The organism is Trinickia symbiotica (assembly GCF_003028655.1).
Lineage (GTDB): Bacteria > Pseudomonadota > Gammaproteobacteria > Burkholderiales > Burkholderiaceae > Trinickia > Trinickia symbiotica_A.
In genome coordinates this window covers 46,028-68,254 of the sequence record NZ_PYUC01000023.1, presented here as the reverse complement: position 1 = coordinate 68,254, position 22,227 = coordinate 46,028, and the positions used below count along the sequence as shown (strand labels likewise).

The following is a 22,227-nucleotide window of genomic DNA, read 5'->3' as shown; positions in this document are numbered from 1 at the left end:
GGGTAATGGCGGAGGTCACGGCGGCGGCAGTGGTGGCGGCGACGGCGGCGGTAGCGGTGGTCACGGCGGCGGCAGTGGTGGCGGCGACGGCGGCGGTAGCGGTGGTCACGGCGGCGGCAATGGCGGTGGCGGCGGTAGCGGTGGTCACGGCGGCGGCAATGGCGGCGACGGCGGCGGTAGCGGTGGCCACGGCGGCGGCAGCGGCGGTAGCGGTGGCCACGGCGGCGGCAATGGCGGTGGCCACGGCGGCGGCAATGGCGGTGGCCACGGCGGCGGCAATGGCGGTGGCAACGGCGGTAGCGGTGGCCACGGCGGAGGCAATGGCAGCGGCAACGGCGGCAACGGCGCAGGCAATGGCGGCGGCAACGGCAGCGGCCATGGCAGTGGCAACGGCGGCAACGGCGGCGGCAATGGCGGCGGGAACGGCAGCAACGGCGGCGGAGGCCACGGCGGCAGCAATCACTGAGCCAGCGCGCCGGCTGACTCGCCGCGAGGGAGCGATGGGCGCCGTGCGGCGGTTTGGCCGCACGGCCCCACAACGACGATCAGAGCATTTCGAGCGGCCGCTTGCCGCGGGGCGGCTTGAAATAAGCGTCTATCGCCGAGCGCTCGGCATCGGTCAACACGATGTCGAGCGCTCGTCTGTTCTCGCGCACATGCTCTACGCTACCGGCCTTCGGAATGGCGCAGATTCCGGACTGCGCGAGCACCCATGAGAGCGCGATGCAAACCGGCGTGACGCCTCGCGCCGCCCCTATCTCATCGAGCACCGAATGCGCCGGCAATCGCATGTGGTCGATCGGGCTGTAGGCCATCGCCGGCATCCGCCGAGCGCGCATCCACGGCAGCAAGTCATGCTCGGGCCCTCGCCGCGCGACGTTGTAAAGGATCTGGTTGGCCGCGCAAGCGGAGCCGCCGGCGCCAAAAAGCGCCTCCATCTCCTCGACGTCGAAGTTGCTCACCCCCCAATGCCGGATCTTGCCCGCGCGCCGCAGCGCTTCGAATCCTTCGACGGTCTCTTCGAGCGGAATCGAACCGGGCCAATGTAGCAGGTAAAGATCGAGCCGATCCGTTTTCAACCGTTTCAGGCTCGCCTCGCATGAAGCCGTGACGCCGCGCCGGCTCGCGTTGTGCGGATAGACCTTGCTGACGAGAAACACATCGTCGCGCAGACCCGCGAGCGCCTCGCCCAAAAGCGTCTCGGTCGCGCCGTCGCCGTACATTTCAGCCGTATCGATGACGGTCAGCCCAAGCTCGACGCCTTCGCGCAGCGCCGCTATCTCCGCCGCGCGCAGTGCCTTTCGCTCGCCCATCTCCCATGTGCCCTGCCCCAGCTTGGCAAGCCGCTCCCCATCCGGTAGCGTCACGTATGCGTCGTTCTCCATCGTGCATCTCCTATGAACGCAACAGTTCGTGGTTCCGCCGTCCGGGACGAGCAACGGATCGGATAACCGCGGTGTTCGATGGCATAAAATTGACGCTTGCCCCCAGCAGCGCGGAATCCATGAACACACTCTCGGAAGACCGCTGGCGCGACCTGCGCCCGGACCCGGACAACGATACGCCACTCTACCTGCAACTCGCGCGCAAGCTCGGCCAGGCGATCCACGAGAACCGCTGGAACGCCGGCGAAGCTTTGCCGTCCGAGCGCGTGCTGTCCGAAGCGCTGGGCGTCTCGCGCATCACGGCGCGCAAGGCAATCGCACTGCTCGTCGAACAGGGCTTGATCCGTCGAACGCAGGGTGCGGGCAGCTTCATCACGCCGCGCTACGACGATCCGCTTTCACGGCTGACGAGCTTCAGCGAGATGATCAGGCGGCGCGGATTCGAGCCGGGCTCTCAATGGCTCGCGCGCGAGATCCAGCCCGCGAGCCGCGACGAGGTCATCCAACTCGGCCTGTCGCCGTCAGCAGCGGTTGCACGGTTGAAACGTCTGCGGCTCGCCGACGGCATCGTGATGGCCGTCGAGAATTCGACGCTGCCCGCCTCGGTGATTCCCGATCCGAGCTCGATTGGCGATTCCCTCTACACGTACCTCGAGCAACGCGGTCTTGCCATTGTCCGAGCGCTGCAGCATTTTCGCGCCGTCAATGCGAGCGAGGAAATCGCACGGCAAATGGGTATCGCGCCGCACGACGCACTGCTGCTGATCACACGGGTCGGCTACACGGCCGAGCAGCGCGCAATCGAGTTGACCGATACCTATTGCCGAAACGACTACTACGACTTCGTCGCCGAATTGCGCAAGTAGCGCGATCGGCCCGACTCCCGAATCGCAGGGCAGGTCTCGTTTTCGTACGTCTCGCGCTCGACCTGTCAGGTCGCGAGCGGCGTCCGCTCATTACCCTAAGCGGATAGACCCTACGCAAGCCAATGCGGCTCGTCGGTGCCGATCGGCACGGGCGGCCGATCGAAGCGCGGCGCCGTCTCCGACATCGATTCGGCCGGAGCGGCCGCGAGCACGCGGCCGAACGGAGAATCCACCGTCTGCAGCGCATCTCGCACATCGTCGAAACCCACGTCAGGCGCGCGCCAGCCGTCGTCGATGGTGCCGAACGATTGCAACCAGCGCCCCGTCTGCGCGAGCGAGACACGCACATGCCAGCTGCCGCCTTCATTTGCACGGCGCAGCAGCGCCGCCATCGCACCGAATGCGGCAAGGTAGCCCGTTGCGTGATCGAGCGCCTGGCACGGCAAGTGTTTCGGCATGGCTGTGCCCGCCGCCGCCCGCTCCGTCCACGCGATGCCGCTCGCCGATTGCACGAGGCTGTCGAAGCCGCGACGCTGAGCCCACGGGCCCGTGTGCCCATACGCGCAGACCGATACGTACACGATGCCGGGCTTGATCCGAGCGAGGTCCTCGGGCCCGAATCCACGCGCCGCGAGTGCACCGGGCCGATAGGACTGCAAGAATACGTCGGCATCGGCCGCCAGTCCTCGCAACGCGTCCCGCCCTTGGGCCGCGCGCAAGTCGAGCAGAGCCGAGCGCTTGCCGCGGCCGTTGTCGATGACGAGCGGAGCGATATTCGGCAGATGCGGCCCATTGATGAGCAGCACTTCGGCGCCGTGCTGCGCCAGTGTGCGTCCGGCGACGGGGCCGGCAATGATGCGCGAGAGATCGAGCACGCGCGTGCCGGCCAGCGGGCGGTAAGTCGCGATAGGACTGTCGCCGCCGATCGGCATGGGCGGCGCATCGCCGATGCGCTCGATTTCGAAAAGCGGCAGCCCGGCGATAGCCGCTGCCTGCGGCTCTTTCGCCCACTCGTCCGGCGAGCGGATCAATGCGGCGCACAGCCCCGCATCGGCGAGTGTGCGATCGAGGTCCGCGCCGTCCCAGCCGAGAATCGCCTCGACCACCCGCTCCCGATTGTTCTCGCAATCGAGCACTCGGAGGATGCCGTCGCGGTGATGCGCGAAATTCGCGTGCAATTGAATCCACCGCCCGCCGCGCGTTTCGAAGAACCCCGTCAGCGGATCGCGCAGTTCAGGAGCGGGACCGTCGTCGATACGCAAGTATCGTTCGCTGCGAAACGCGACGAGTGCGCGGCGCATCGAAACCTCGACGCGCTGCGTGCGCCCTCGCCGCACCCGCTCACATGCGGCGGCGGCGAGCGCCGAAGCGCCTATCGTCGCGCTTGCGAGCGTGCCGACGCGATAGATCGAGGGCAAACCGGGGTCGGCGCCTTCGAAGTGAATCTCTTCGAGCATGTCAGGCGCGCAGCGGGCCAGCGACCAGAGATGTTCGAGCGCAACAAGCGGAGTGATCGGTGCGGTCATAGCGATGACGGAACGCGTTGAAGGGATGGCAACGAGTCTAGAATCGACGATCACACCAATCAATCTTGATTCAAATCATCAACATATATCGATTAGTTTGGTTCGCGCCCTCAATCCATTCCGAGACTGAACACTGAAGACGAACGATGCCCGCCTACCTGACCGCCTCCGAAGCCGCCGCGCTGCTCCAAATCAGCGTGCCGACGCTCTATTCCTACGTGAGCCGCGGCATGCTGCGCTCGGCGCCCGAAGCAAACGGCAAGCGCCGTCTATACGCGGCCGACGACGTGCGTCGCCTGGCCCGCAGGAAGGCCGACGGCAAGCGTGCCGGCAAAGTCGCGCAGAAGGTGCTGGACTGGGGTGTGCCCGTACTCGAGTCGCGCATCACGCTCATCGCTGATGGCCGGCTCTACTATCGCGGCCACGACGCCATCGAGCTCGCCCGCGCAGCGACGCTCGAAGACGCGGCCGCGCTTCTTTGGGAGTGCGAACGTGCGCGTATCGATGCCGCACCCGACGCCCCGTTGGCGGCCCGGCAATGGGACGCCTGGTTGAAGCTGACACACTCCGATGCGCCGCATGAGCGCGCACTCTTGCTGCTACCGGCAGCCGCCAAACTGATCCCGCGTATCTGGGCATTGGATCGCGAGGCGCAACTCGATACGGGCGCCGCGTTGATGCGCGTGCTCGCCGCGGCCCTCGTCCGCGGCAGGCCGTCGCGCGAGCCGCTGCATCGGCAGCTCGCGTATGCGTGGGGCATCCGCAATCGCAGGCACGTCGAGCTGTTGCGCGCGGCGCTCGTCGTATGCGCGGACCATGAGCTCAATGCGTCCACGTTTACCGTGCGCTGCATCGCCTCGACGGGGATGCATCTATTCGGCGCGGTGACAGGCGGGCTCGCGGCGCTCGCCGGTCCACGCCATTGCGGCGAGACCATGCGTGTGAGCGCTCTCCTCGCCGAAGTCGATCAAGCCGGCGATGTCGATCGATATCTGGCGGCGCATCTCGCTCGCCACGACGACGACGACCGGCCGCGCACGATCCTTCCCGGCTTCGGGCACCCCCTTTATCCGCAAGGCGATCCGCGCGCGACGGTTCTGCTTGCCATGCTCAATGATTGCGCAGGAGTCAGAACGGCCGCGCGTGCGAGACTGAATCAGATCGAGGCGATAACGAATGCGGCGGGGCGCTCGACTGGCCTCGCTCCGACCGTCGATTTCGCTTTGTCGTCGATCGAGCGTGTCGTGGACCTGCCACCGGGAGCGGCCTTCGCTCTCTTCGCGCTTGGCCGGGCAGCCGGCTGGATCGCACACGCATTGGAACAAATGGAGGATGGCAGATTGATTCGCCCGCGCGCCCGCTATATTGGCGCATACGAGCCTCCCGTACGCGCCGGCGCACGCCGCTTCGATCACGAGCCGTCGCCGATCGATCCGCCGGCAAAACAACAACGGGTCTAGGCCTCTCCCACAGACGGCATTCAGGCAATCGCTGCACCGACGCTATCGGTCAAGACCGATCGCTTTCACGCGACTCGCAGCCACCGGGTCATCCAGCCGCGAGCGCTTGCCGCCGCCTGCGCGGATGCAATGCGCCTGTCGGCATCGGCCGAGTTCGCGCTCGTCACATTGACGCGCGCCCCATCGCGCCCGGCGCTGACCCACGCTCGAGTCCCGGCCGGCAGGACAAACGACTGTCCTGCCTCGAGCCAGTAGTCTTCGGCGTCGTGCTCCAGCGTCAGCCACAACTGCCCGGTCGTCACCGTCACGACGAGGGGCCGCACGATGCGCCAGGCCGTGGCCGGCTCGTCGTGTTCCATTTCGAACTCTCGGATCTCGCGCATCTCAGCCTCCTCGATAAAACATTGCTCAGTGGATGCATTATCTCGGCTCGATCGCTATAATCACATGCACAGTTCCGAACAGTTTCAGCGAAACTGTTCAGGCAAAATACCGAACACTTGAATGAGCGAGGCCTATCGATGATGCTCGAGCTCGACCGCGGCAACGGCGTGCCGCTCACGGACCAGATCGTCGCGCAGATGGAAGGCTGGGTTCGCTCGCGCGAAGCGCATGCCGGCGCAAAGCTGCCATCGATTCGCGGCCTTGCGGCGCAATACGGCATCAGCCGATTTCCCGTCATCGAAGCTTATGATCGGCTCGTGTCGCTCGGCTATGTCGAATCGCGGCACGGCTCGGGCTTTTACGTGAGCGCGCGCTGGCGCGACGTGTCGGGCTCCGCGGGCACATCCGATCCGCGCCGCGCGGAAGACGAGTCGGGCCACATCCTGCACGAGTTCAATCATCCCGGCGACACGTTGAAACTCGCGACCGGCTTCATCCCCGAGGCATGGCGCGATATGGAAGGTCTCGCCCAAGCGATCCGCCACGTCGCGCGAACCGATCCGGCGGCCATGATCGATTACGCGACACCATTCGGCAACGCCGCATTGCGCGAGCATTTGCAGGCCCGCATCGCGTCGCTCGGCATTCGCGCCGACACGTCACAAATCGTCATCACATGTGGCGCGAGCCAGGGCATCGATCTCGTCGTCCGCTATCTGCTGAAGGCGGGCGACACGATGTTCGTCGAGGATCCGGGCTACTACAACTTGTTCGGACTCCTGAAGTTGCACGGGGTCAACATCGTCGGCATTCCGCGCACTGCGGCCGGACCGGATGTCGAGGCGTTACGGGCCGCGCTCGAGCGCCACCGTCCGCGCGCCTTCTTCGTCAACTCGGTCTTTCACAATCCGACCGGCACGATCGTCGCGCCGTCGGTCGCCTTCCGCGTACTTCAACTCGCGCGCGAATATGGCTTCACGATCGTCGAGGACGACATCTACGCTGATTTCCAGGGCGAGGCGACCGATCGCCTTGCGGCGCTCGATCAGCTCGAGCAGGTCATCTACATCGGCGGGCTATCGAAGACGCTCTCGTCGTCGCTGCGGATCGGGTTCATCGCGGCCAATCCGGCGATCGTCAAAGACATCGTCGACATCAAGATGCTGACGGGGATCGGCGGATCGCTGTTCGCCGAATCGGTCGCGCTCGCGATGCTCGAGCGCGGCGCCTATCGCAAGTTTCTCGATCGCCTGCGCCGGCGTATGAACGAAGTACTCGGCGCGGCCATTCAGACGCTCGAATCGTACGGCTGGCAGCTATTCGCGCCGCCGGCCGGCGGCAAGTTCGTCTGGGCGCGCGTGCCGCACATCGAAGATTCGCAGCGGCTCGTCGAATGCGCGGCGGCATGCGGCGTGACGGTCGCGCCCGGCAGCTACTTCCGCCCTCACGGAGAAACAAGTCCGTGGCTTCGCATCAACGCGGCGTACTCGACGGATCCGCGCGCGCACGCGTTTTTTGAACGTGCGACGCGGCTCGAGCCCGATCGCCCTTTGGCGGCGCGACGCGCACCCGCGAATGAGTCCGAGTTGATCGGTTGAGCACAAGCTTGGTCACCTGACGCACCAGGAGCGTGCGCGCTCGAGTGGCGGACGCCGCCCGACCTACCGATAAAGCTCGGTACATCCAAGGTCGTAGCCGATGTGAGCGCCCGCACACCAATGCGAGTAGGCGTCTCGCATGGTTCTTGCTGCCTTATGCGGTAAAGTAGCCGTTATTTCGCATCGCATGCGGCTACATTGCGATGTCTCCTCATTTTCCGATTCTTCGATTCCGACCGAGCATGATCGAACTCGATCCTCCCGGGTTTCAGCCGCCGCGTCCCGTTGCTGGCGAAGCAGGCGCACGGCATACCGTCATTTATGGCGGCTATACCGTATTCAGCGTCTTTCAACCGGTGTTCTCGGTATCGCATCGGCGCGCGATCGGCTACCACGCGTCACTGCGTGCGCACGATGAAGACGGTCGTCAGGTGCTTTCGCACGAGGTGTTCACGCAGGCGGCACGGCGCGGCGATCTGCTCGAGCTCGGAAGACTCGCCGAATCGCTGCATCTCGGCAATTTCAGCGCTTTCGACAGCCATGACGAATGGCTTTTTCTGAGCCTGCATCCGGCGGCGCTGATGGACACGAGTTATGGCGACGCGCTGCTCGCCGGCCTGAAGGCGCTCGCGCTGCCGCCGCAGCGCGTCGTTCTCGAAGTGCCCGAGCAAGCGGGCGGCGAAACGAGCCGCTTCGCGGAAATCGTCGATTCGCTGCGCAAATCGGGCTTTCTGATCGCGCTCGGCGGTTTCGGCGCCAAGCATTCGAACATCGACCGCGTTTGGCATCTACGTCCCGACATCGTCACCCTCGATCGCGTGATTCTTCAGCAGGCCAGCGAACATTCGCACATCGAACGCGTATTGCCGGGGCTCGTGTCGCTGTTGCACGAATCGGGACAGCTCGTGCTGATGGGCGGTCTTTCGACTGAGCGCGAAGCGTTGATCGCGCTCGAAGCCAACGTCGATTTCATGCAGGGCACCTATTTCGCCGGGCCCAGCATGGATCCGGTCGAGCCGACTGTGGCCGCGGCCTCGATGGATGCCCTGTCGTCAGCGCTGCGCGAGCGGGTGGCGGCGCGCGAACGCGCGCAGGCCGCACGGCTCGCACCCTACGTCGCCGCGCTCGAGGAAGCCTGCGGACATGTCGTCGAGGGCGAGACGATCGAGCGCGCGACACGCTCTCTGCTCGCGCTGCCCGATTCCGCAAGATGCTTCCTGCTCGATGCGCACGGTCGGCAGATCGGCGACAACCTCGTGCCGGAAGGGCGTCGCGTCTCGCGCCGCGCGAAGCGTTTTCGACCGTTGCTGCATTCGGAGGGCGCGAGCTGGGAACGGCGCCCTTACTTCATCGAAGCCGTTCGTGCCCCGGGCCGTGTCCATCTGACCGCGCCTTATCTCTCCATCAATGAAGCGCATCTCTGCGTGACCGCATCGGCTGCCGCGCAAACGCCAAAAGGCCTGCAGGTGCTTTGCGTCGACATCAACTGGGAAGCCGCATCGCAAGGTCTCTAGTGCACTAGCGACCTGGCCGAACCGCTCGCGGCGCCAGAGGCTATCGGAACACTGCACGCCGATCGCGAACGCGGCGGCTCGCCGATCTCACGCGTACGCGTGACCGTTCGAACGAACCGTTGCGAGCAAACTGTCGATGGCCGGCTCGCCGAACGCGCGGTTCACGGCAGCCAGAACGACCGGATCGGTCAGCAGGCGAACATAGCCGATCCGCGTTCCAGCAAACGACACGGCAACGAGCGCGACGATCGTGCATCGGTGCAGCACCGCGATGTAGGCCACGTCCGACATGGCCAGTGTTTGCGCGGACCGCCCTGTGTCGGCGGCGAACGACGCGGTCGTGCCCACCCCCACCGGTGCCGCCGCAACTGCAACGACACGCTCGGCGCGTTCCACCGTAAGCGCTTCGACGCCCGCCGTGGCCGCCTCCTCGAAAATCCGCATCGCCGCTGTCGGGTCGCAGGTTTCGATCGCCGTGCGCAGGCGCTCGAGCACCTCGTGCCGCTCGCGCCGCCGCGTGCGCTCGACGTCGGCGTCAGTGTTTTCATCGCCCGTTTCCGGCGTTCGTTGCAGGCGCAACCGTGCGCGATGCACGAGTTGCCGGCAATGCGCGGGGGTCTTCTTGCCCAGGACGTCCGCAATCCGCGCATAGTCGCAATCGAACGCTTCGTGCAGGATAAAGGCGGCACGCTCGTCGGGCGTGAGTGTCTCGAAGAGCAGCCAAAGCCCCTCCTCCATCGCCGAGGCACGCAGTGCCTCCTCCTCCGCCGAAGGCATCGTCTCATGCAAAACCGACGATGCCTGCCGCTCTTTTTCATGGGCGACATGTTCCGTCTGCAAGCGCCGCAGTCTGTCGATGGCAAGCCGCGTCGTGATCGTCGTGAGCCACGCGAGCGGTGTCCGCAATGCGTCTTCCTCGGCCGCATGCCATTTGAGCCAGGCGTCCTGCACGACGTCCTCCGCCTCCGCGCGAGATCCGAGCACGCGGTAGGCGCGCGCCATGAGCCGCGCGCGGGCGGCCTCGAACCCCGACGTCTTGTCCGCTTTCTCGTTGGGTTTGTTTTCGTTTCGTGCTCGCGTCATTCCGTCCTCTCCAGGCATCGCTTTCGCTTCGGCGGGATTCCTTTGGAACAGGGCGCGCCGTAGGGCTCGCACTCAGGCCCATCCGCCAACTGTCAGGGTTGGATCCCCGACTTATTGACGTTTGAGCGCATTAAAACGTGACGAGCGCCGGCGCGACGCGCGACTTTTTATCGATAGCCGCTGCATTCGGCGCGCAGTCTTGTCACAATAGATGCAATCCGTGCGTCATGACAGTCGAGAGGATCGCACATCGATGCGCCGCCCTATCGACATCCACGCGAGGAATGCCTATGCACCCCGATCCCTACAGCCAACTCGTGCCGACCGTCATCGAGACGACGGGCCGCGGCGAGCGCGCCTACGACATCTACTCACGCCTGCTGCGCGAGCGCATCGTTTTTCTCGTCGGCCCCGTCACCGACGAAACGGCAAGCCTGATCGTCGCACAAATGCTGTTTCTCGAGTCCGAAAATCCGGACAAGGACATTTCGTTCTACATCAATTCGCCCGGCGGTTCAGTCTACGACGGCATGGCGATCTACGACACGATGCAGTTCATCAAGCCGCAGGTCTCGACCCTCTGCACAGGCTTCGCGGCGAGCATGGGCACCTTCCTGCTCGCGGCGGGCGCGAAGGGCAAACGGTTCGCACTGCCGAACGCGCGGATCATGATCCATCAGCCGTCGGGCGGCAGTCAGGGCACGGCGGCCGATATCGAGATTCAGGCAAAAGAGGTGTTGTTTCTGCGTGAGCGCCTCAATGCGATCTTGGCCGACCGCACCGGGCAGAGCATCGAGCAGATCGCCAAGGACACGGATCGCGACAATTTCATGTCGGCCGCGGCCGCGAAGGAATACGGGCTCATCGACGATGTGTTGACCGAACGCGCGACGCTCGACGACATCGCGCGGCGCACGGCGTTGTGATCGCCCGGCGCCGAATGCGGCAATGCAGTCGGCAGCCTCCCAAAAAAAGGCCCTCGCGCAGCGGCGAGGGCCTTTCTTCTTCATACCAGCGTACCTAGCGCCAGCGCGCCACACCGAAAGTGGCGCCTGCACGCTCAATTACGACGCGAAGTTCTTCGCGGCGAAATCCCAATTCGCGAGATGGTTCAGGAACGTTTCGATGAACTTCGGCCGCGCGTTGCGGAAATCGATGTAGTAGGCGTGCTCCCAAACGTCGATCGTGAGCAGCGGCTTCGCATCCGTCGTGAGCGGCGTGGCGGCGTTGCTCGTCGAGACGATGTCGAGCGAGCCGTCGGCCTTCTTCACGAGCCACGTCCAGCCCGACCCGAAGTTGCCGGCGGCTGCCTTCGAGAAAGCTTCCTTGAACGCGTCGAACGAGCCCCACTTCTTGTTGATCGCCTCGGCGAGCGCACCCGTCGGCGCACCGCCGCCTTGCGGCTTGAGGCAGTTCCAGAAGAACGTGTGATTCCAGACTTGCGCCGAGTTGTTGAAGACGCCGCCCGACGATTTCTTGATGATCTCTTCAAGACCGAGGTTCTCGAACTCGGTGCCCTTGATGAGGTTGTTCAGGTTCGTCACATAGGCCTGATGGTGCTTGCCGTAGTGAAAGTCGAGCGTCTCTTCCGACATGTGGGGCGCGAGCGCGTTCTTGGCAAACGGCAGCGGCGGGAGCGAGTGTTCCATGGTGCAGTTCCTTCTATCGAGTGATCGAGTATGGGGGTACTCGTTGTGGGTACTTTATGCAGTTAGCAGGCGACACTTCCGAGCCTTCGATTGTAGGCGACTTGGAATAACCCCGCAAACGAGCGGCCCTTTAGACGCATCATTGACCGCTGCGCGCGCGAATCGGCGTAAAAAATGCTCACGGCCGCGCCTATCGTCGCACCTAACCGGGACACCCGCGCGCGAGCACATCGGCCCCCGACGAACGCTGGAATTGCAACGCTAAAACGTGTCGGTGAGGCGTGGCTGCACGTCCCCGAATGAAACGTCGGCCGCCCCTTGGGCGAGATGCAGCTCATAGCGCCGCTCGCGCTTGAGCTCGCCGGTTGCCCGGATGGCGTGTCCCGTTCGCGCATCGAGCAATGCGGCGTAGCCGCGCTCGAGCGTGCGCTGCGGGCTCAGCAGCTCCAGCCGGGCCCCGAGCGAGGCCACCTTCGCCGCGTGTCGCTCGTGTTGTCGCGCGAGCGTCGCGTCGAGTCGCCGCGCAAAGCCCGCGAGCGCCTGCCGGTGAGCCCCGAGATCGGGCCGCCAGCGCTCCCAGCGCAGCCGCACGAGCGCAAAGCGCGCCCGCGCGTCGCGCACCGGACGCGCGCCTGCAGACGCGAGCCGTGCCTGAAGCTGCTGCAAATGGACGCGTTGACGCCGCAGACGCTCGGCGGGGCTCACGAGCCGGCGCGCAAGCCAGTCGAGCTGCTGCGCGCGCCGCTCCGCGAGGCGGCCGAAACCGCGCGCGAGCGCCGCGCGGCGCTGGTCGAGCTCGCGCAGCAGCATCGTGCGCTGCGGACTCACGAGCTCGGCCGCGCCTGTCGGCGTCGGCGCGCGGACGTCGGCCGCGAAATCGGCGATCGTGACGTCGGTCTCGTGCCCAACGCCGCAGACCACCGGTAGCTCGCTCGCGGCGATCGCTCGCGCCACCTCCTCCTCGTTGAAGGCCCAGAGATCTTCGATCGAGCCCCCGCCGCGGCATACGACGAGCACATCGACCTCGCGCCGCGCATTCGCCCTCTCGATCATCGCGGCCAGCTTTTCGCCTGCTCCCATGCCTTGCACGGGTGCCGGATAAATCACGATCGGAATGTGCGGCGCGCGGCGCGCAAGCGTCGTCAGGACATCGCGCAACGCAGCCGCCTGCAGCGAGGTGACGATGCCGATCGCGTGCGGATGCGTCGGCAGCGGACGTTTGCGCTCGGGCGCGAAAAGGCCCTCGGCTTCGAGCTTAGTCTTCAGGCGCACAAACGCCTCGTAAAGACGGCCGAGGCCCGTGCGGCGCACGGCCTCCACGTTGAGCTGAATTTCGCCGCGCGGCTCGTACATCGTCACGAGCGCCCGCACCTCGATCTTGTCGCCCTCGCGCGGCGTGAACTCGGCGTATTGCGCGCGCCCGCGGAACATGACGCAGCGCATCTGCGCCTCGCCGTCCTTGATGGAAAAGTACCAATGACCGCTCGCGGCCCGCATGAAGTTCGAGACTTCGCCGGCCACCCAGACGAGCGGAAACGATCGTTCGAGCAATCTGCCGATCGTCCGGTTGAGCACGGAGACCGGGATGGCGACGTCACCGTCGAACGGTCCGCCCGACGATGAGGCGGCCGGCCCCGAAGGAGAGAAGGAAGAACGCGAATGCATACTGGATCTCATTTTTTCTGCCGGACAGACGATAGTCTCCTCGCATGACGGCGTCCAGTGCCGCAATGGCGTCCGACGCCAGGTTTCCCACATAGAGGACAAAAAAGATGGCTTTTTCGGGGACGCCGCGCGGAGCCGCGATCCTACGTGGCAAGTTATTGATTTTTAAGAATTTGCCTTTCGTACGATCTGAGTTGGCGCCGACGAGAGCCTTGATCTGCCGGCCTTCTCGCCGTTTGCGAGGCACGTTCTTCACAGAGTTATCCACAGGCGAGCGGAGGCCGGCGATAGGGAGAAACGCACGCGTTGCCGGCGAGTCGTCTTGCCCTCGGTGGCCTGGGCGCGCTAGAGTGCCGGGTTCCCGAACCGCCCCCGGACCTACATCGACGATGTCAGCGCCATCCCGCCTCGGTGAACGTCTCGCCGATCGAATCAAAGCGCGCATCGAAGCGCGCCTCACGCGCGAATGGCAGCGCCGCGGGCCGCTCGCCTGGGCGCTCTCCCCGCTTTCGTTGGCCTTCGGCGCGGCGGCCGCGCTGCGCCGCGCGAGCTTCTCGCTCGGCTGGCGCGAGAGCGTGCGAATCGGCTTGCCGGTCGTCGTCGTCGGCAACGTGACCGTCGGCGGAACGGGCAAGACGCCGACCGTCATCGCGCTCGTCGATGCCCTGCGCGCCGCGGGCTTCACCCCGGGCGTCGTCTCGCGCGGATATGGCGCAAAGGTGGCCGAGCCGCGCGCCGTGACGGCAGCCTCACATCCTGACGAAGCCGGCGACGAGCCGCTCATCATCGCGCGGCGCACGGGCGCGCCCGTCTGGGTTTGCCCCGACCGCGTGGCCGCCGCCCGCGCATTGGTGACCGCGCATAGCGACGTCGACGTGATCGTGAGCGACGACGGGCTCCAGCACTACCGCCTGCAGCGCGACGTCGAGCTCGTCGTATTCGATCAGCGTCTTGCCGGCAACGGATTTCTGCTGCCGGCGGGGCCGTTGCGCGAGCCGCTTTCGCGCCGGCGCGACGCCACGCTCGTCAACAACCCGTTCAGCCGCGAGCTGCCGCCGTGGCCCGACACGTATGCGCTGACGATCTCGCCCGGCGACGCCTGGCACCTCGCGGACCCGAGCCTGCGCCGTCCGCTCGCTCAGTTCGCGGGCGCGCGCGTGCTGGCGGCGGCCGGCATCGGCTCGCCCGAGCGCTTTTTCGCGACGCTGCGCGCGGCGGGCCTCGCGCCCGCGACGCGCGCGCTGCCCGATCACTACGCGTATCGTCGAGATCCGTTCGAGGGTGCGCAGGCCGACGTGATCCTGATCACCGAAAAGGATGCAGTAAAATTGCGCGGACGGCGCGACGCGCGGATCTGGGTCGTTCCAGTCGAAGCTGCGTTGCCAGGCCGCCTCATCGCTCTCGTTGTGGAGAAACTCCGTGGACGCTCGCTTGCTTGAAATTCTCGTGTGCCCGATTTGCAAGGGCCCACTCCGTTACGACCGGGCGAACGAGGAGCTCATCTGCCAAGCCGACAAGCTGGCCTATCCGATCCGCGACGGCATTCCCGTCATGCTCGCGGACGAGGCGCGGCAAACGGTCGAAGGCACGCCGATCGAGCCAGTCGATCCGACGGGCGGGGCATAAAGCCCACGCACGAAAAAGCGCGCGGACACCACTCCCGCCGCCGGTCGTCCCTTTCGCCACGCAGCCAACGAGCGAATCTCCTCTTTCCTTTTTCGATGACCGAATACGCTTCGATCAGCGACGCGCCGTTTGTCGCCGTCGTCCCCGCCCGGCTCGCTTCCACGCGCCTGCCGGAGAAACCCCTCGCCGACATCGCCGGCAAGCCGATGGTGGTGCGCGTCGCCGAACGTGCGCGCGCCGCGGGCGCGCTCAAAGTGCTGATCGCCTCCGATTCGGAGCGCGTACTCGAGGCGGCCCGCGCGCATGGCATCGATGCACTGCTGACGCGCGACGATCACCCGTCCGGCACGGATCGCCTCGCCGAAGTGGCCGCGCGGCTGAACTGGAGCGACGATACGATCGTCGTGAACGTGCAGGGCGACGAGCCGCTGCTCGATCCGGCGCTCGTGAGCGGTGTCGCTACGCATCTCGCGCGGCATCCCGACTGTGCGATCGCGACGGCCGCGCATACGATCCACGATCCCGCTGAAGTGTTCAGCCCCAATGTCGTCAAGGTCGTCCTCGACGCGCAAGGGCGCGCGCTTTACTTCTCGCGCGCGCCGATTCCCTGGATGCGCGACGCCTATCAGCCGCATTGCGCGGCCGACGCCATCGACGTCGCGGCGATGCCCGCGCCCGAAGCCGCGCCGGTCTATCGCCACATCGGCCTCTATGCCTACCGCGCGCGCTTCCTGCGCACCTATCCGCGACTCGCGCAGGCGCCGATCGAGTGCGCGGAGATGCTCGAGCAGCTGCGCGCCATGTGGCATGGCGAGCGTATCGCGGTGCTCGTCACCCATGAGGCGCCTCCTCCGGGCGTCGATACGCCGGCCGATCTCGAGCGCGTCCGCTCGCTTTTCCGGTCGGAGTAGTGCCCTGTCCCGTGAGTTCTTTGATAAATGAAATTGTCCAGATGGTCGTCAGGCAAGGAGCGAGGAGGCGCCATAGCCGTAGCTATGGCAACGACGAGCGACGCCGTCCCACAGGGATTTCCTTCGGTCGCATGGCGGCCATCTGGGCGATTTCATATCAAAGGAACTTGCGGGACAGGGCACTATTTGCGAGCCATGGCATAATCGAAGCCGATTGCGCGAGCATTCGCAACATTCGGCTCTCTGGTTCCTGTCCGTCTGCCCTGCTGCCCGCCTTGGTCGAAGCGCCGCGAAAAGTGTGCGCCGCCGAGGCTGCCGCTCCCATTCGCACGGCCACGGACATCGGCCGGCGCGTTTCGGCTTTCGCACCGCATTCCACATACGACTCGGAGATACCACCATGCGTTTGATCCTGTTGGGTGCACCTGGCGCCGGAAAGGGCACCCAAGCGAACTTCATCAAGGAAAAATTCGGGATTCCGCAGATTTCGACCGGCGACATGCTGCGCGCCGCCGTGAAGGCCGGCACGCCGCTCGGCGTTGAGGCGAAGCGCTATATGGATGCGGGCGAGCTCGTGCCCGACGCGGTCATTATCAATCTCGTCAAGGAGCGCCTCACCGACTGCGATTGCGAGAAAGGCTATCTGTTCGACGGATTCCCGCGCACGTTGCCGCAAGCCGAAGCGATGAAGCAGGCCAGCGTCGCGATCGATTACGTGCTCGAGATCGACGTGCCGTTCGACGAGATCATCGTTCGCATGAGCGGCCGCCGCACGCACCCGGCGTCAGGCCGCACCTATCACCTGAAATTCAATCCGCCGAAGGTCGAGGGCAAGGACGACGTGACGGGCGAGCCGCTGATCCAGCGCGACGACGACAAGGAAGAGACGGTCAAGAAGCGCCTCGACGTCTACTGCGCGCAGACGAAGCCGCTCGTCGACTATTACCAGCAATGGGCCCAGCGCGGCGTCGAAAACGGCCTCAATCCGCCGCAATATCGCCGCATCTCCGGCCTGGGGTCGGTCGAAGAAATCCGCCAGCGCGTGTTCGATGCTTTGAAGTAAGGGACGCCGCTTCGTCGCCCCTCGAAAAACGAAAGGAGCTTTGAGCATGGAGATTCGCGGTAACGGATTCCTGATCACCGGCGGCGCGTCGGGCCTCGGCGCGGCCACGGCACGTCTCATTGCCGAGCATGGCGGCAAGGTCGCCATCGCCGATCTCAACGAAGCGGCGGGCAACGCGCTCGCGGGCGAGCTCGGCGGTGTGTTCGTGAAATGCGACGTGACGCGCGAAGACGATGCGGTCCAAGCCGTCGCGGCCGCCACACGGCTCGGCACGCTCGTCGGTCTCGTGAACTGCGCGGGCGTCGCGCCGGCGGTGAAGACGGTCGGCAAGGACGGGCCGCATCCGCTCGATGCGTTCCGCCGCACGATCGAAATCAACCTCATCGGCACGTTCAATGTGCTGCGCCTCGCCGCCGCGGAAATGGCCAAGAATGCGCCGAACGCGAACGGCGAGCGCGGCGTGATCGTCAACACAGCCTCGGTTGCGGCATTCGACGGGCAGATCGGCCAGGCAGCCTATGCGGCCTCGAAAAGCGGTGTCGCCGGGATGACGCTGCCGATCGCGCGCGACCTCTCGCGCAATGGCATTCGCGTAATGACGATCGCGCCGGGCATTTTCGAAACGCCGATGCTGCTCGGCATGCCGCAGGAAGTGCAGGACTCGCTTGGCGCGATGGTGCCTTTCCCTTCGCGCCTCGGCAAGCCGATCGAATATGCGATGCTCGTCAAGCAGATCTTCGACAATACGATGCTGAATGGCGAGGTGATCCGGCTCGACGGCGCGATCCGGATGCAGCCGAAGTAGCGCCCGCGGGCGGCGCGCTCAGTCGTCGCCGCTGTCGGTGCGCTGGCGCAGCTCCTGCAATTGCGATTCGACGGCGGTCGCGTCCTCGGCGTCGGGGCGGTCGTCGAGGTAGCGCTCCAGATCCTCGAGCGCCGGCCGCAGATAATCGAGCCGCGCATAGGCGAACCCGCGATCGCGCACCTCCTCGATGTTTTCCGGCAGCAGAATCACGAGCCGCTGTTGCACCGCCAACAAACGCTGCCAGCGCTCGGTCTGGAGATAGATCGCCTTCAAGTTGCGCAGCATGCGCGCGATGATCTCGCGCCCCGTGGCCGGCTGCAGCAGCATCCGCAGCGTGCCGCCGATCGAGTCGCCGCTCGTGTGCGACAAATACGGCTCGAGCCTGTCCACCATCTCCGCTTCGGTCAGCGACTTGCCCGTCGTCGGATCGAGCATCACGTCGCCCTCCGGCAGCGTCACGCGCAGCAGAAAGTGGCCCGGAAACGACACGCCTTTCACCGGAACGCCGATCTGCTCGCCGATTTCCATATAGAGGATCGCAAGCGAGATTGGGATGCCGCGCCGGCGCTTTAGAACGATATTGAGGTGGCTGTTATCGGGGTCGTAGTAATCGTTGAGGTTGCCGGCGAAGCCGAGCTCGCGGAAGAAGAAGCGGTTCAATGCGCCGATCTTGTCCGTCAGGTCCGCGTTCTCGGGCAAACGGCGCTTGAGCCGCACGGCCAGCTCGTCGAGCTCGGCCAGCGCACCCTGCAGATCGAGGTCGGGATAGGCATCCTGCGCGAGCGAAAGCGCCGTTTCGGTGACCGGCAGGCTGTCGTCGTCGGCGACGAGTGAAGTGAAGTAGTCGAGAACCGATGTCATGGCTGTCTCAGGTCTGGAGTCCTCACTTGGCGCGTCTTCTAAAGTAGGTATATTTGAAGCCCATCAGCCAAAGCATACTGAAATATAGTGCGGCGAACAGGACCATGCAGGCCGCGAGCAGCGCGATGCGCGCAAGCGGCCGCGCATGTAGCCCGATCCAGTCGAAATTCCCCGCGCACCAATGCATCGCGCCGGCCAGCACGAGCGAAGCACCGAGGAGCTGCACGAGAAAAAGGGCCCAGCCGCCCGACGGGGTGTAGATGCCGCGCCGGCGCAAACCCGTATACAACAATATGGCATTGACGCAAGCGCCGAGCCCGACGCTCAACGTGAGCCCCGCGTGCGCGAACACGGGCACGAACACCACATTGCCGATCTGCGTGGCGATCAGCACGCCGATGCCGATTTTCACGGGCGTCTTGATGTCCTGCTTGGCGTAAAAGCCCGGCGCGAGAATCTTGATGACGATGAGGCCGATGAGCCCGACGCCATAGGCCGTCAGCGCGCGGCCCACCATGACGACCGAGTACCCGTCGAAACGTCCGTAGTTGAAAAGCGTCGCGGTCAGCGGCTCGGCAAAGAGGAACAGCGCGAGCGCGCTCGGCGCCGCCAGCAGGAACGTCACGCGCAGCCCCCAGTCGAGCAGCGCCGAGTACTCGTGCGGGTCCTCGTCCACGTGCGCTTTCGACAAGCTCGGCAACAAAATGGTCCCGAGCGCGACGCCGAGCAGCGCCGTCGGGAACTCCATCAGGCGGTCCGCGTAATTGATCCAGGACACGGCCCCAGGGCCGAGCCGCGAGGCGATATTGGTATTGATGATGAGCGAGAGCTGCGCGACCGAGACCGCGAACGTGGCCGGCACCATCTTCATGAGCACGCGCTTGACGCCTCGGTGGGCGAGCGCGACGAACGGATTGAGGCCGATGCGCGGCGTCATGTCGATCTTCGCGAGGCCCGGCCATTGCACCGCGAACTGCAGCACGCCGCCGACGATGACGGCCCAGGCAAGCGCGAAGACCGGCACCTTGAGGTGCGGAGCGACGAACACCGCCGCCGCGATGAACGAGACGTTGAGCAGCACCGGCGCGAAGGCGGGCAGCGAAAAGCTGCCGTAGGTGTTCGCGACGCCGGCGGCGAGCGTGGTGAGCGAGACGAAGACGATGTACGGGAACATGATCTGCGTCATCGTCACCGCGAGGCCGAACGCCTGGCCGTCGCCCTTCAAGCCCGAGGCCACGGCGAACACCACCGCCGAAGCCGCGACGATGCCGACCAGCGAGAGCAGCGCAAGCGCCCACGTGAGCACCGTCGACATCGCATCGACGAGCGCTTTCGTCGGCCCGTGCCCCTGACTGTTCTTGAATTCGGCGAGGATCGGCACGAACGCCTGCGAAAACGCGCCCTCGGCCGAAAGCCGCCGCAGCAGATTCGGAATGCGAAAGGCGACGTAAAAGGCATCGGTGAATTGACTCGCGCCGAAGGCGCGCGCGATCAGCGTTTCACGGATGAGGCCGGTTACGCGCGAGAGCAGCGTGAAACCGCTGACCGTCAGCAGGGCTCGGAATAGATTCATGGGGCGGCTATTATACGGGCAGCCGCCGCGGCTTCCGGCCGTCTCGTCGCGATATTTGCCATCTCTCTGATTTTGCTGATATACTCGCGCGTTTCGAAGCTCGCCTTCTGCGTTGTGTCGCGAAGACGCGATCAGATGCAGCGATGCCGACGTTTTGCGCCTTCGGGCAATCGTTCCCGAAGGTTTCGATCGAAAGGGCGCTCGAACGGTCGTCTAGTGCGCGACTCCGGGCACCGCGAACAATACAGGACTAGGAACTCTCATGGCTAACTCCAAGCAAGCACGCAAGCGCGCCCGCCAAGCCGCGAAGGCGAACTCGCACAACTCGGCGCTGCGCTCGAAGTACCGTACGGCGATCAAGGCTGTCCGCAAGGCGATCGAAGCCGGCGATCAAGCCAAGGCCGCCGAAGTCTTCCGCCTCTCGGCCAAGACGCTCGACATCATCGCCGACAAGAAAATCGTCCATAAGAACAAGGCCGCTCGCCACAAGAGCCGCCTCGTGGCCGCCCTCAAAGGTATGCAGCAACCTGCCGCCGCGCAGTAAGCTCGTCTGGAGCGTCCCCGCAAATGCCGTTCAGCTGGCTGCTGAGCGGCATTTTGTTTTGCTGCCGCGAATCTGGTGTGTCGGGAATGTGTCAGTAAAGAAGGACGGGCACTAACCGTCGACGTTCGCGCGCGACGCCGCCGCGCCATCGACCTGCGGCGGACATTGCGTCCGCCCCCGCCGCGTCAACCCTTGGCCTTTTGCACGGCGCCGTGATGCTGAGGCAACTCGCAAGCCTCGGTCACGACGAGGTTGTTGTCTTTCGCGAAGTTCATGCAGAAATCGAACGCCATCGGTTCGATGTCTCGCAGCCGCGAATCGACGATCACGACCTTGACGTCACCGAGCAGCACGGGGCGCACATACACCGAGTATTGAAGGCGTGCGTTGGGCCCTTTCACGCCGGGACCGTAGCTCGACATGACTCCCGCCAAACGCTCTGCCCAGTCGCTCGGCCGAAACTTCCTTCCGTCCTTGGTGATGCCCTGAATGAAGTATTCGGTGAACGGTGCTTCGGCCATGTATGAAACCCATATGGTGCGCCCGAAGCTTTACCCGCCGGGCTGGAGAAAACTCGGGGATTATACCACCCCCGACTGTCTTTTCCGCACCGCACACAAACGGTGCGCACGTGGGGCGAAGCTCGGCGCCGGCTCGTCAAACCGGCAAAAATCCTTTATGCTGCGGGGAGTTATCCCATTCGACGGCGGCGCCGTCCGGTCTCACGGCCGGGTCAGTCCGCCGTATTTGTTTCATGTCCGACAAAAAAATCCGCCACTATCTGCAATTCAATGACTTCTCGTTGGAAGACTACGAGTACGTGCTCGAGCGCGCGCGCATCCTGAAGCGCAAGTTCAAGAACTACGAGACTTATCATCCGCTGCACGACCGTACGCTCGCGATGATCTTCGAGAAGCATTCCACGCGCACGCGCCTGTCGTTCGAGGCCGGCATGTTCCAGCTCGGCGGCCACGCCGTCTATCTGAGCACGCGCGATACCCAGCTCGGCCGCGGCGAACCGATCGAGGACGCCGCGCAAGTGATCTCGCGGATGGTCGACATCATCATGATCCGTACGTTCGGGCAGGACATTTTGCGGCGCTTCGCCGAAAACTCGCGCGTGCCCGTCATCAACGGCCTGACGAACGAGTACCACCCGTGCCAGGTACTGGCCGACATCTTCACGTTCTACGAGCACCGCGGTCCGATCGCCGGCAAGACGGTGACGTGGGTCGGCGACGCCAACAACATGCTCTATACGTGGATCGAGGCGGCACAGATTCTGGGCTTCAAGCTGCGGATTTCCACGCCGCCCGGCTACCCGCTCGACCAGGCGCTCGTCGCGCCAGAAAGCGCCCCCGCGTTCGAAGTTTTCGAGGATCCGCACGAAGCATGCCGCGGGGCCGATCTGGTGACCACCGATGTCTGGACGAGCATGGGCTTCGAGGCGGAGAACGAAGTCCGCAAGGCCGCTTTCGCCGATTGGTGTGTCGATGCCGAGATGATGGGCCGCGCGAACCCCGATGCGCTTTTCATGCACTGCCTGCCCGCGCACCGCGGCGAGGAAGTGACCGCCGACGTCATCGACGGCCCGCAAAGCGTCGTCTGGGATGAAGCCGAAAACCGCCTGCATATCCAAAAGGCGCTGATGGAGTTTCTGCTGCTCGGCAAGTTGAACCATTGATTCGCCGCGGCGCTACCACGCCCGGCGTGG

The 22,227-nt window shown here is 65.0% G+C and carries 23 protein-coding genes; 12 read left to right on the top strand and 11 right to left on the bottom strand.

Features of this window, described 5'->3' with window-relative positions; translation table 11 throughout:
* On the bottom strand, window positions 1-463 hold a 463-nt coding region (locus C9I57_RS32925), incomplete at its 3' end, for a hypothetical protein (protein WP_181322003.1).
* Between the two features lie 82 nt (window positions 464-545).
* Window positions 546-1,385 carry an aldo/keto reductase gene (locus tag C9I57_RS29950; protein ID WP_107154157.1) on the bottom strand — a complete coding sequence of 280 codons (840 nt, stop codon included), beginning with the start codon at window positions 1,383-1,385 and terminating at the stop codon, window positions 546-548.
* A gap of 119 nt (window positions 1,386-1,504) precedes the next feature.
* Between C9I57_RS29950 and C9I57_RS29945 the strand changes: the two genes are divergently transcribed.
* Window positions 1,505-2,251 (top strand): GntR family transcriptional regulator, encoded by a 747-nt coding sequence (locus tag C9I57_RS29945; protein ID WP_107154156.1) that lies wholly within the window; start codon window positions 1,505-1,507, stop codon window positions 2,249-2,251.
* Window positions 2,252-2,361: 110 nt separating this feature from the next.
* Here C9I57_RS29945 and C9I57_RS29940 read toward each other — a convergent pair whose 3' ends face one another.
* Window positions 2,362-3,765 carry a CoA transferase gene (locus C9I57_RS29940; protein ID WP_107154164.1) on the bottom strand — a complete coding sequence of 468 codons (1,404 nt, stop codon included), beginning with the start codon at window positions 3,763-3,765 and terminating at the stop codon, window positions 2,362-2,364.
* A 158-nt stretch (window positions 3,766-3,923) separates the two neighbouring features.
* On the opposite strand from C9I57_RS29940, the gene C9I57_RS29935 reads away from it, so the two are divergent.
* Window positions 3,924-5,237 (top strand): citrate synthase family protein, encoded by a 1,314-nt coding sequence (locus tag C9I57_RS29935; RefSeq protein WP_107154155.1) that lies wholly within the window; start codon window positions 3,924-3,926, stop codon window positions 5,235-5,237.
* Window positions 5,238-5,302: 65 nt separating this feature from the next.
* Here C9I57_RS29935 and C9I57_RS29930 read toward each other — a convergent pair whose 3' ends face one another.
* Window positions 5,303-5,620, bottom strand: a complete 318-nt coding sequence (locus C9I57_RS29930) for a DUF2917 domain-containing protein (RefSeq protein ID WP_107154154.1) — start codon at window positions 5,618-5,620, stop codon at window positions 5,303-5,305.
* 141 nt (window positions 5,621-5,761) lie between these two features.
* On the opposite strand from C9I57_RS29930, the gene C9I57_RS29925 reads away from it, so the two are divergent.
* Together C9I57_RS29925 and C9I57_RS29920 are read left to right on the top strand one after the other, a co-directional pair.
* Window positions 5,762-7,219, top strand: a complete 1,458-nt coding sequence (locus C9I57_RS29925) for an aminotransferase-like domain-containing protein (protein WP_107154153.1) — start codon at window positions 5,762-5,764, stop codon at window positions 7,217-7,219.
* A gap of 242 nt (window positions 7,220-7,461) precedes the next feature.
* The gene (locus tag C9I57_RS29920; RefSeq protein WP_258187897.1) at window positions 7,462-8,733 is read left to right on the top strand and encodes an EAL domain-containing protein; all 1,272 of its coding nucleotides are present in this window, start codon (window positions 7,462-7,464) and stop codon (window positions 8,731-8,733) included.
* 87 nt (window positions 8,734-8,820) lie between these two features.
* On the opposite strand, the gene C9I57_RS29915 is transcribed toward C9I57_RS29920, so the two are convergent.
* The gene (locus C9I57_RS29915) at window positions 8,821-9,816 is read right to left on the bottom strand and encodes a sigma-70 family RNA polymerase sigma factor (RefSeq protein ID WP_107154151.1); all 996 of its coding nucleotides are present in this window, start codon (window positions 9,814-9,816) and stop codon (window positions 8,821-8,823) included.
* Window positions 9,817-10,100: 284 nt separating this feature from the next.
* Between C9I57_RS29915 and clpP the strand changes: the two genes are divergently transcribed.
* On the top strand, window positions 10,101-10,742 hold the full coding sequence (gene clpP, locus C9I57_RS29910; protein WP_107154150.1) for an ATP-dependent Clp endopeptidase proteolytic subunit ClpP: 642 nt from the start codon (window positions 10,101-10,103) through the stop codon (window positions 10,740-10,742).
* Between the two features lie 138 nt (window positions 10,743-10,880).
* Here the strand turns inward: clpP and C9I57_RS29905 are convergent, their stop codons facing one another.
* From C9I57_RS29905 to C9I57_RS32580, 3 genes are all read right to left on the bottom strand, one after another.
* Entirely contained in the window at window positions 10,881-11,465 is a 585-nt protein-coding gene (locus C9I57_RS29905) for a superoxide dismutase (RefSeq protein ID WP_107154149.1), read from the bottom strand.
* A 261-nt stretch (window positions 11,466-11,726) separates the two neighbouring features.
* Window positions 11,727-13,130 (bottom strand): exodeoxyribonuclease VII large subunit, encoded by a 1,404-nt coding sequence (gene xseA, locus C9I57_RS29900; protein ID WP_107154148.1) that lies wholly within the window; start codon window positions 13,128-13,130, stop codon window positions 11,727-11,729.
* Window positions 13,060-13,386: a hypothetical protein gene (locus tag C9I57_RS32580; RefSeq protein ID WP_146166294.1), complete on the bottom strand. Its 327-nt coding sequence runs from the start codon at window positions 13,384-13,386 to the stop codon at window positions 13,060-13,062. The genes xseA and C9I57_RS32580 overlap by 71 nt, the downstream gene beginning before the upstream one ends.
* Window positions 13,387-13,519: 133 nt before the next feature.
* Between C9I57_RS32580 and lpxK the strand changes: the two genes are divergently transcribed.
* The 5 genes from lpxK (at window position 13,520) to C9I57_RS29875 (ending at window position 17,535) form a co-directional block, all read left to right on the top strand.
* Window positions 13,520-14,569: a tetraacyldisaccharide 4'-kinase gene (gene lpxK / locus C9I57_RS29895; RefSeq protein WP_018440764.1), complete on the top strand. Its 1,050-nt coding sequence runs from the start codon at window positions 13,520-13,522 to the stop codon at window positions 14,567-14,569.
* On the top strand, window positions 14,550-14,756 hold the full coding sequence (locus C9I57_RS29890) for a Trm112 family protein (RefSeq protein ID WP_018440765.1): 207 nt from the start codon (window positions 14,550-14,552) through the stop codon (window positions 14,754-14,756). Before lpxK ends, C9I57_RS29890 begins: the two co-directional genes overlap by 20 nt.
* Window positions 14,757-14,851: 95 nt before the next feature.
* Complete coding sequence (gene kdsB / locus C9I57_RS29885; RefSeq protein ID WP_107154147.1) at window positions 14,852-15,667, top strand: 3-deoxy-manno-octulosonate cytidylyltransferase; 816 nt, start codon at window positions 14,852-14,854, stop codon at window positions 15,665-15,667.
* Between the two features lie 400 nt (window positions 15,668-16,067).
* Window positions 16,068-16,730, top strand: coding sequence for an adenylate kinase (gene adk, locus C9I57_RS29880; RefSeq protein ID WP_107154146.1), 663 nt, complete (start codon window positions 16,068-16,070; stop codon window positions 16,728-16,730).
* A 46-nt stretch (window positions 16,731-16,776) separates the two neighbouring features.
* Window positions 16,777-17,535, top strand: coding sequence for a 3-hydroxyacyl-CoA dehydrogenase (locus tag C9I57_RS29875; protein ID WP_107154145.1), 759 nt, complete (start codon window positions 16,777-16,779; stop codon window positions 17,533-17,535).
* Window positions 17,536-17,553: 18 nt separating this feature from the next.
* On the opposite strand, the gene C9I57_RS29870 is transcribed toward C9I57_RS29875, so the two are convergent.
* Together C9I57_RS29870 and murJ are read right to left on the bottom strand one after the other, a co-directional pair.
* On the bottom strand, window positions 17,554-18,396 hold the full coding sequence (locus C9I57_RS29870) for a SirB1 family protein (RefSeq protein WP_107154144.1): 843 nt from the start codon (window positions 18,394-18,396) through the stop codon (window positions 17,554-17,556).
* 22 nt (window positions 18,397-18,418) lie between these two features.
* Window positions 18,419-19,969, bottom strand: coding sequence for a murein biosynthesis integral membrane protein MurJ (gene murJ / locus C9I57_RS29865; protein ID WP_107154143.1), 1,551 nt, complete (start codon window positions 19,967-19,969; stop codon window positions 18,419-18,421).
* Between the two features lie 262 nt (window positions 19,970-20,231).
* Here murJ and rpsT point away from each other — a divergent pair, with 262 nt between their 5' ends.
* On the top strand, window positions 20,232-20,513 hold the full coding sequence (rpsT, locus tag C9I57_RS29860; RefSeq protein ID WP_018440771.1) for a 30S ribosomal protein S20: 282 nt from the start codon (window positions 20,232-20,234) through the stop codon (window positions 20,511-20,513).
* Between the two features lie 185 nt (window positions 20,514-20,698).
* Here rpsT and C9I57_RS29855 read toward each other — a convergent pair whose 3' ends face one another.
* Window positions 20,699-21,034, bottom strand: a complete 336-nt coding sequence (locus tag C9I57_RS29855) for a DUF3579 domain-containing protein (RefSeq protein ID WP_107154142.1) — start codon at window positions 21,032-21,034, stop codon at window positions 20,699-20,701.
* 233 nt (window positions 21,035-21,267) lie between these two features.
* On the opposite strand from C9I57_RS29855, the gene argF reads away from it, so the two are divergent.
* Complete coding sequence (gene argF, locus C9I57_RS29850) at window positions 21,268-22,197, top strand: ornithine carbamoyltransferase (protein ID WP_107154141.1); 930 nt, start codon at window positions 21,268-21,270, stop codon at window positions 22,195-22,197.
* Window positions 22,198-22,227 lie beyond the last annotated feature (30 nt).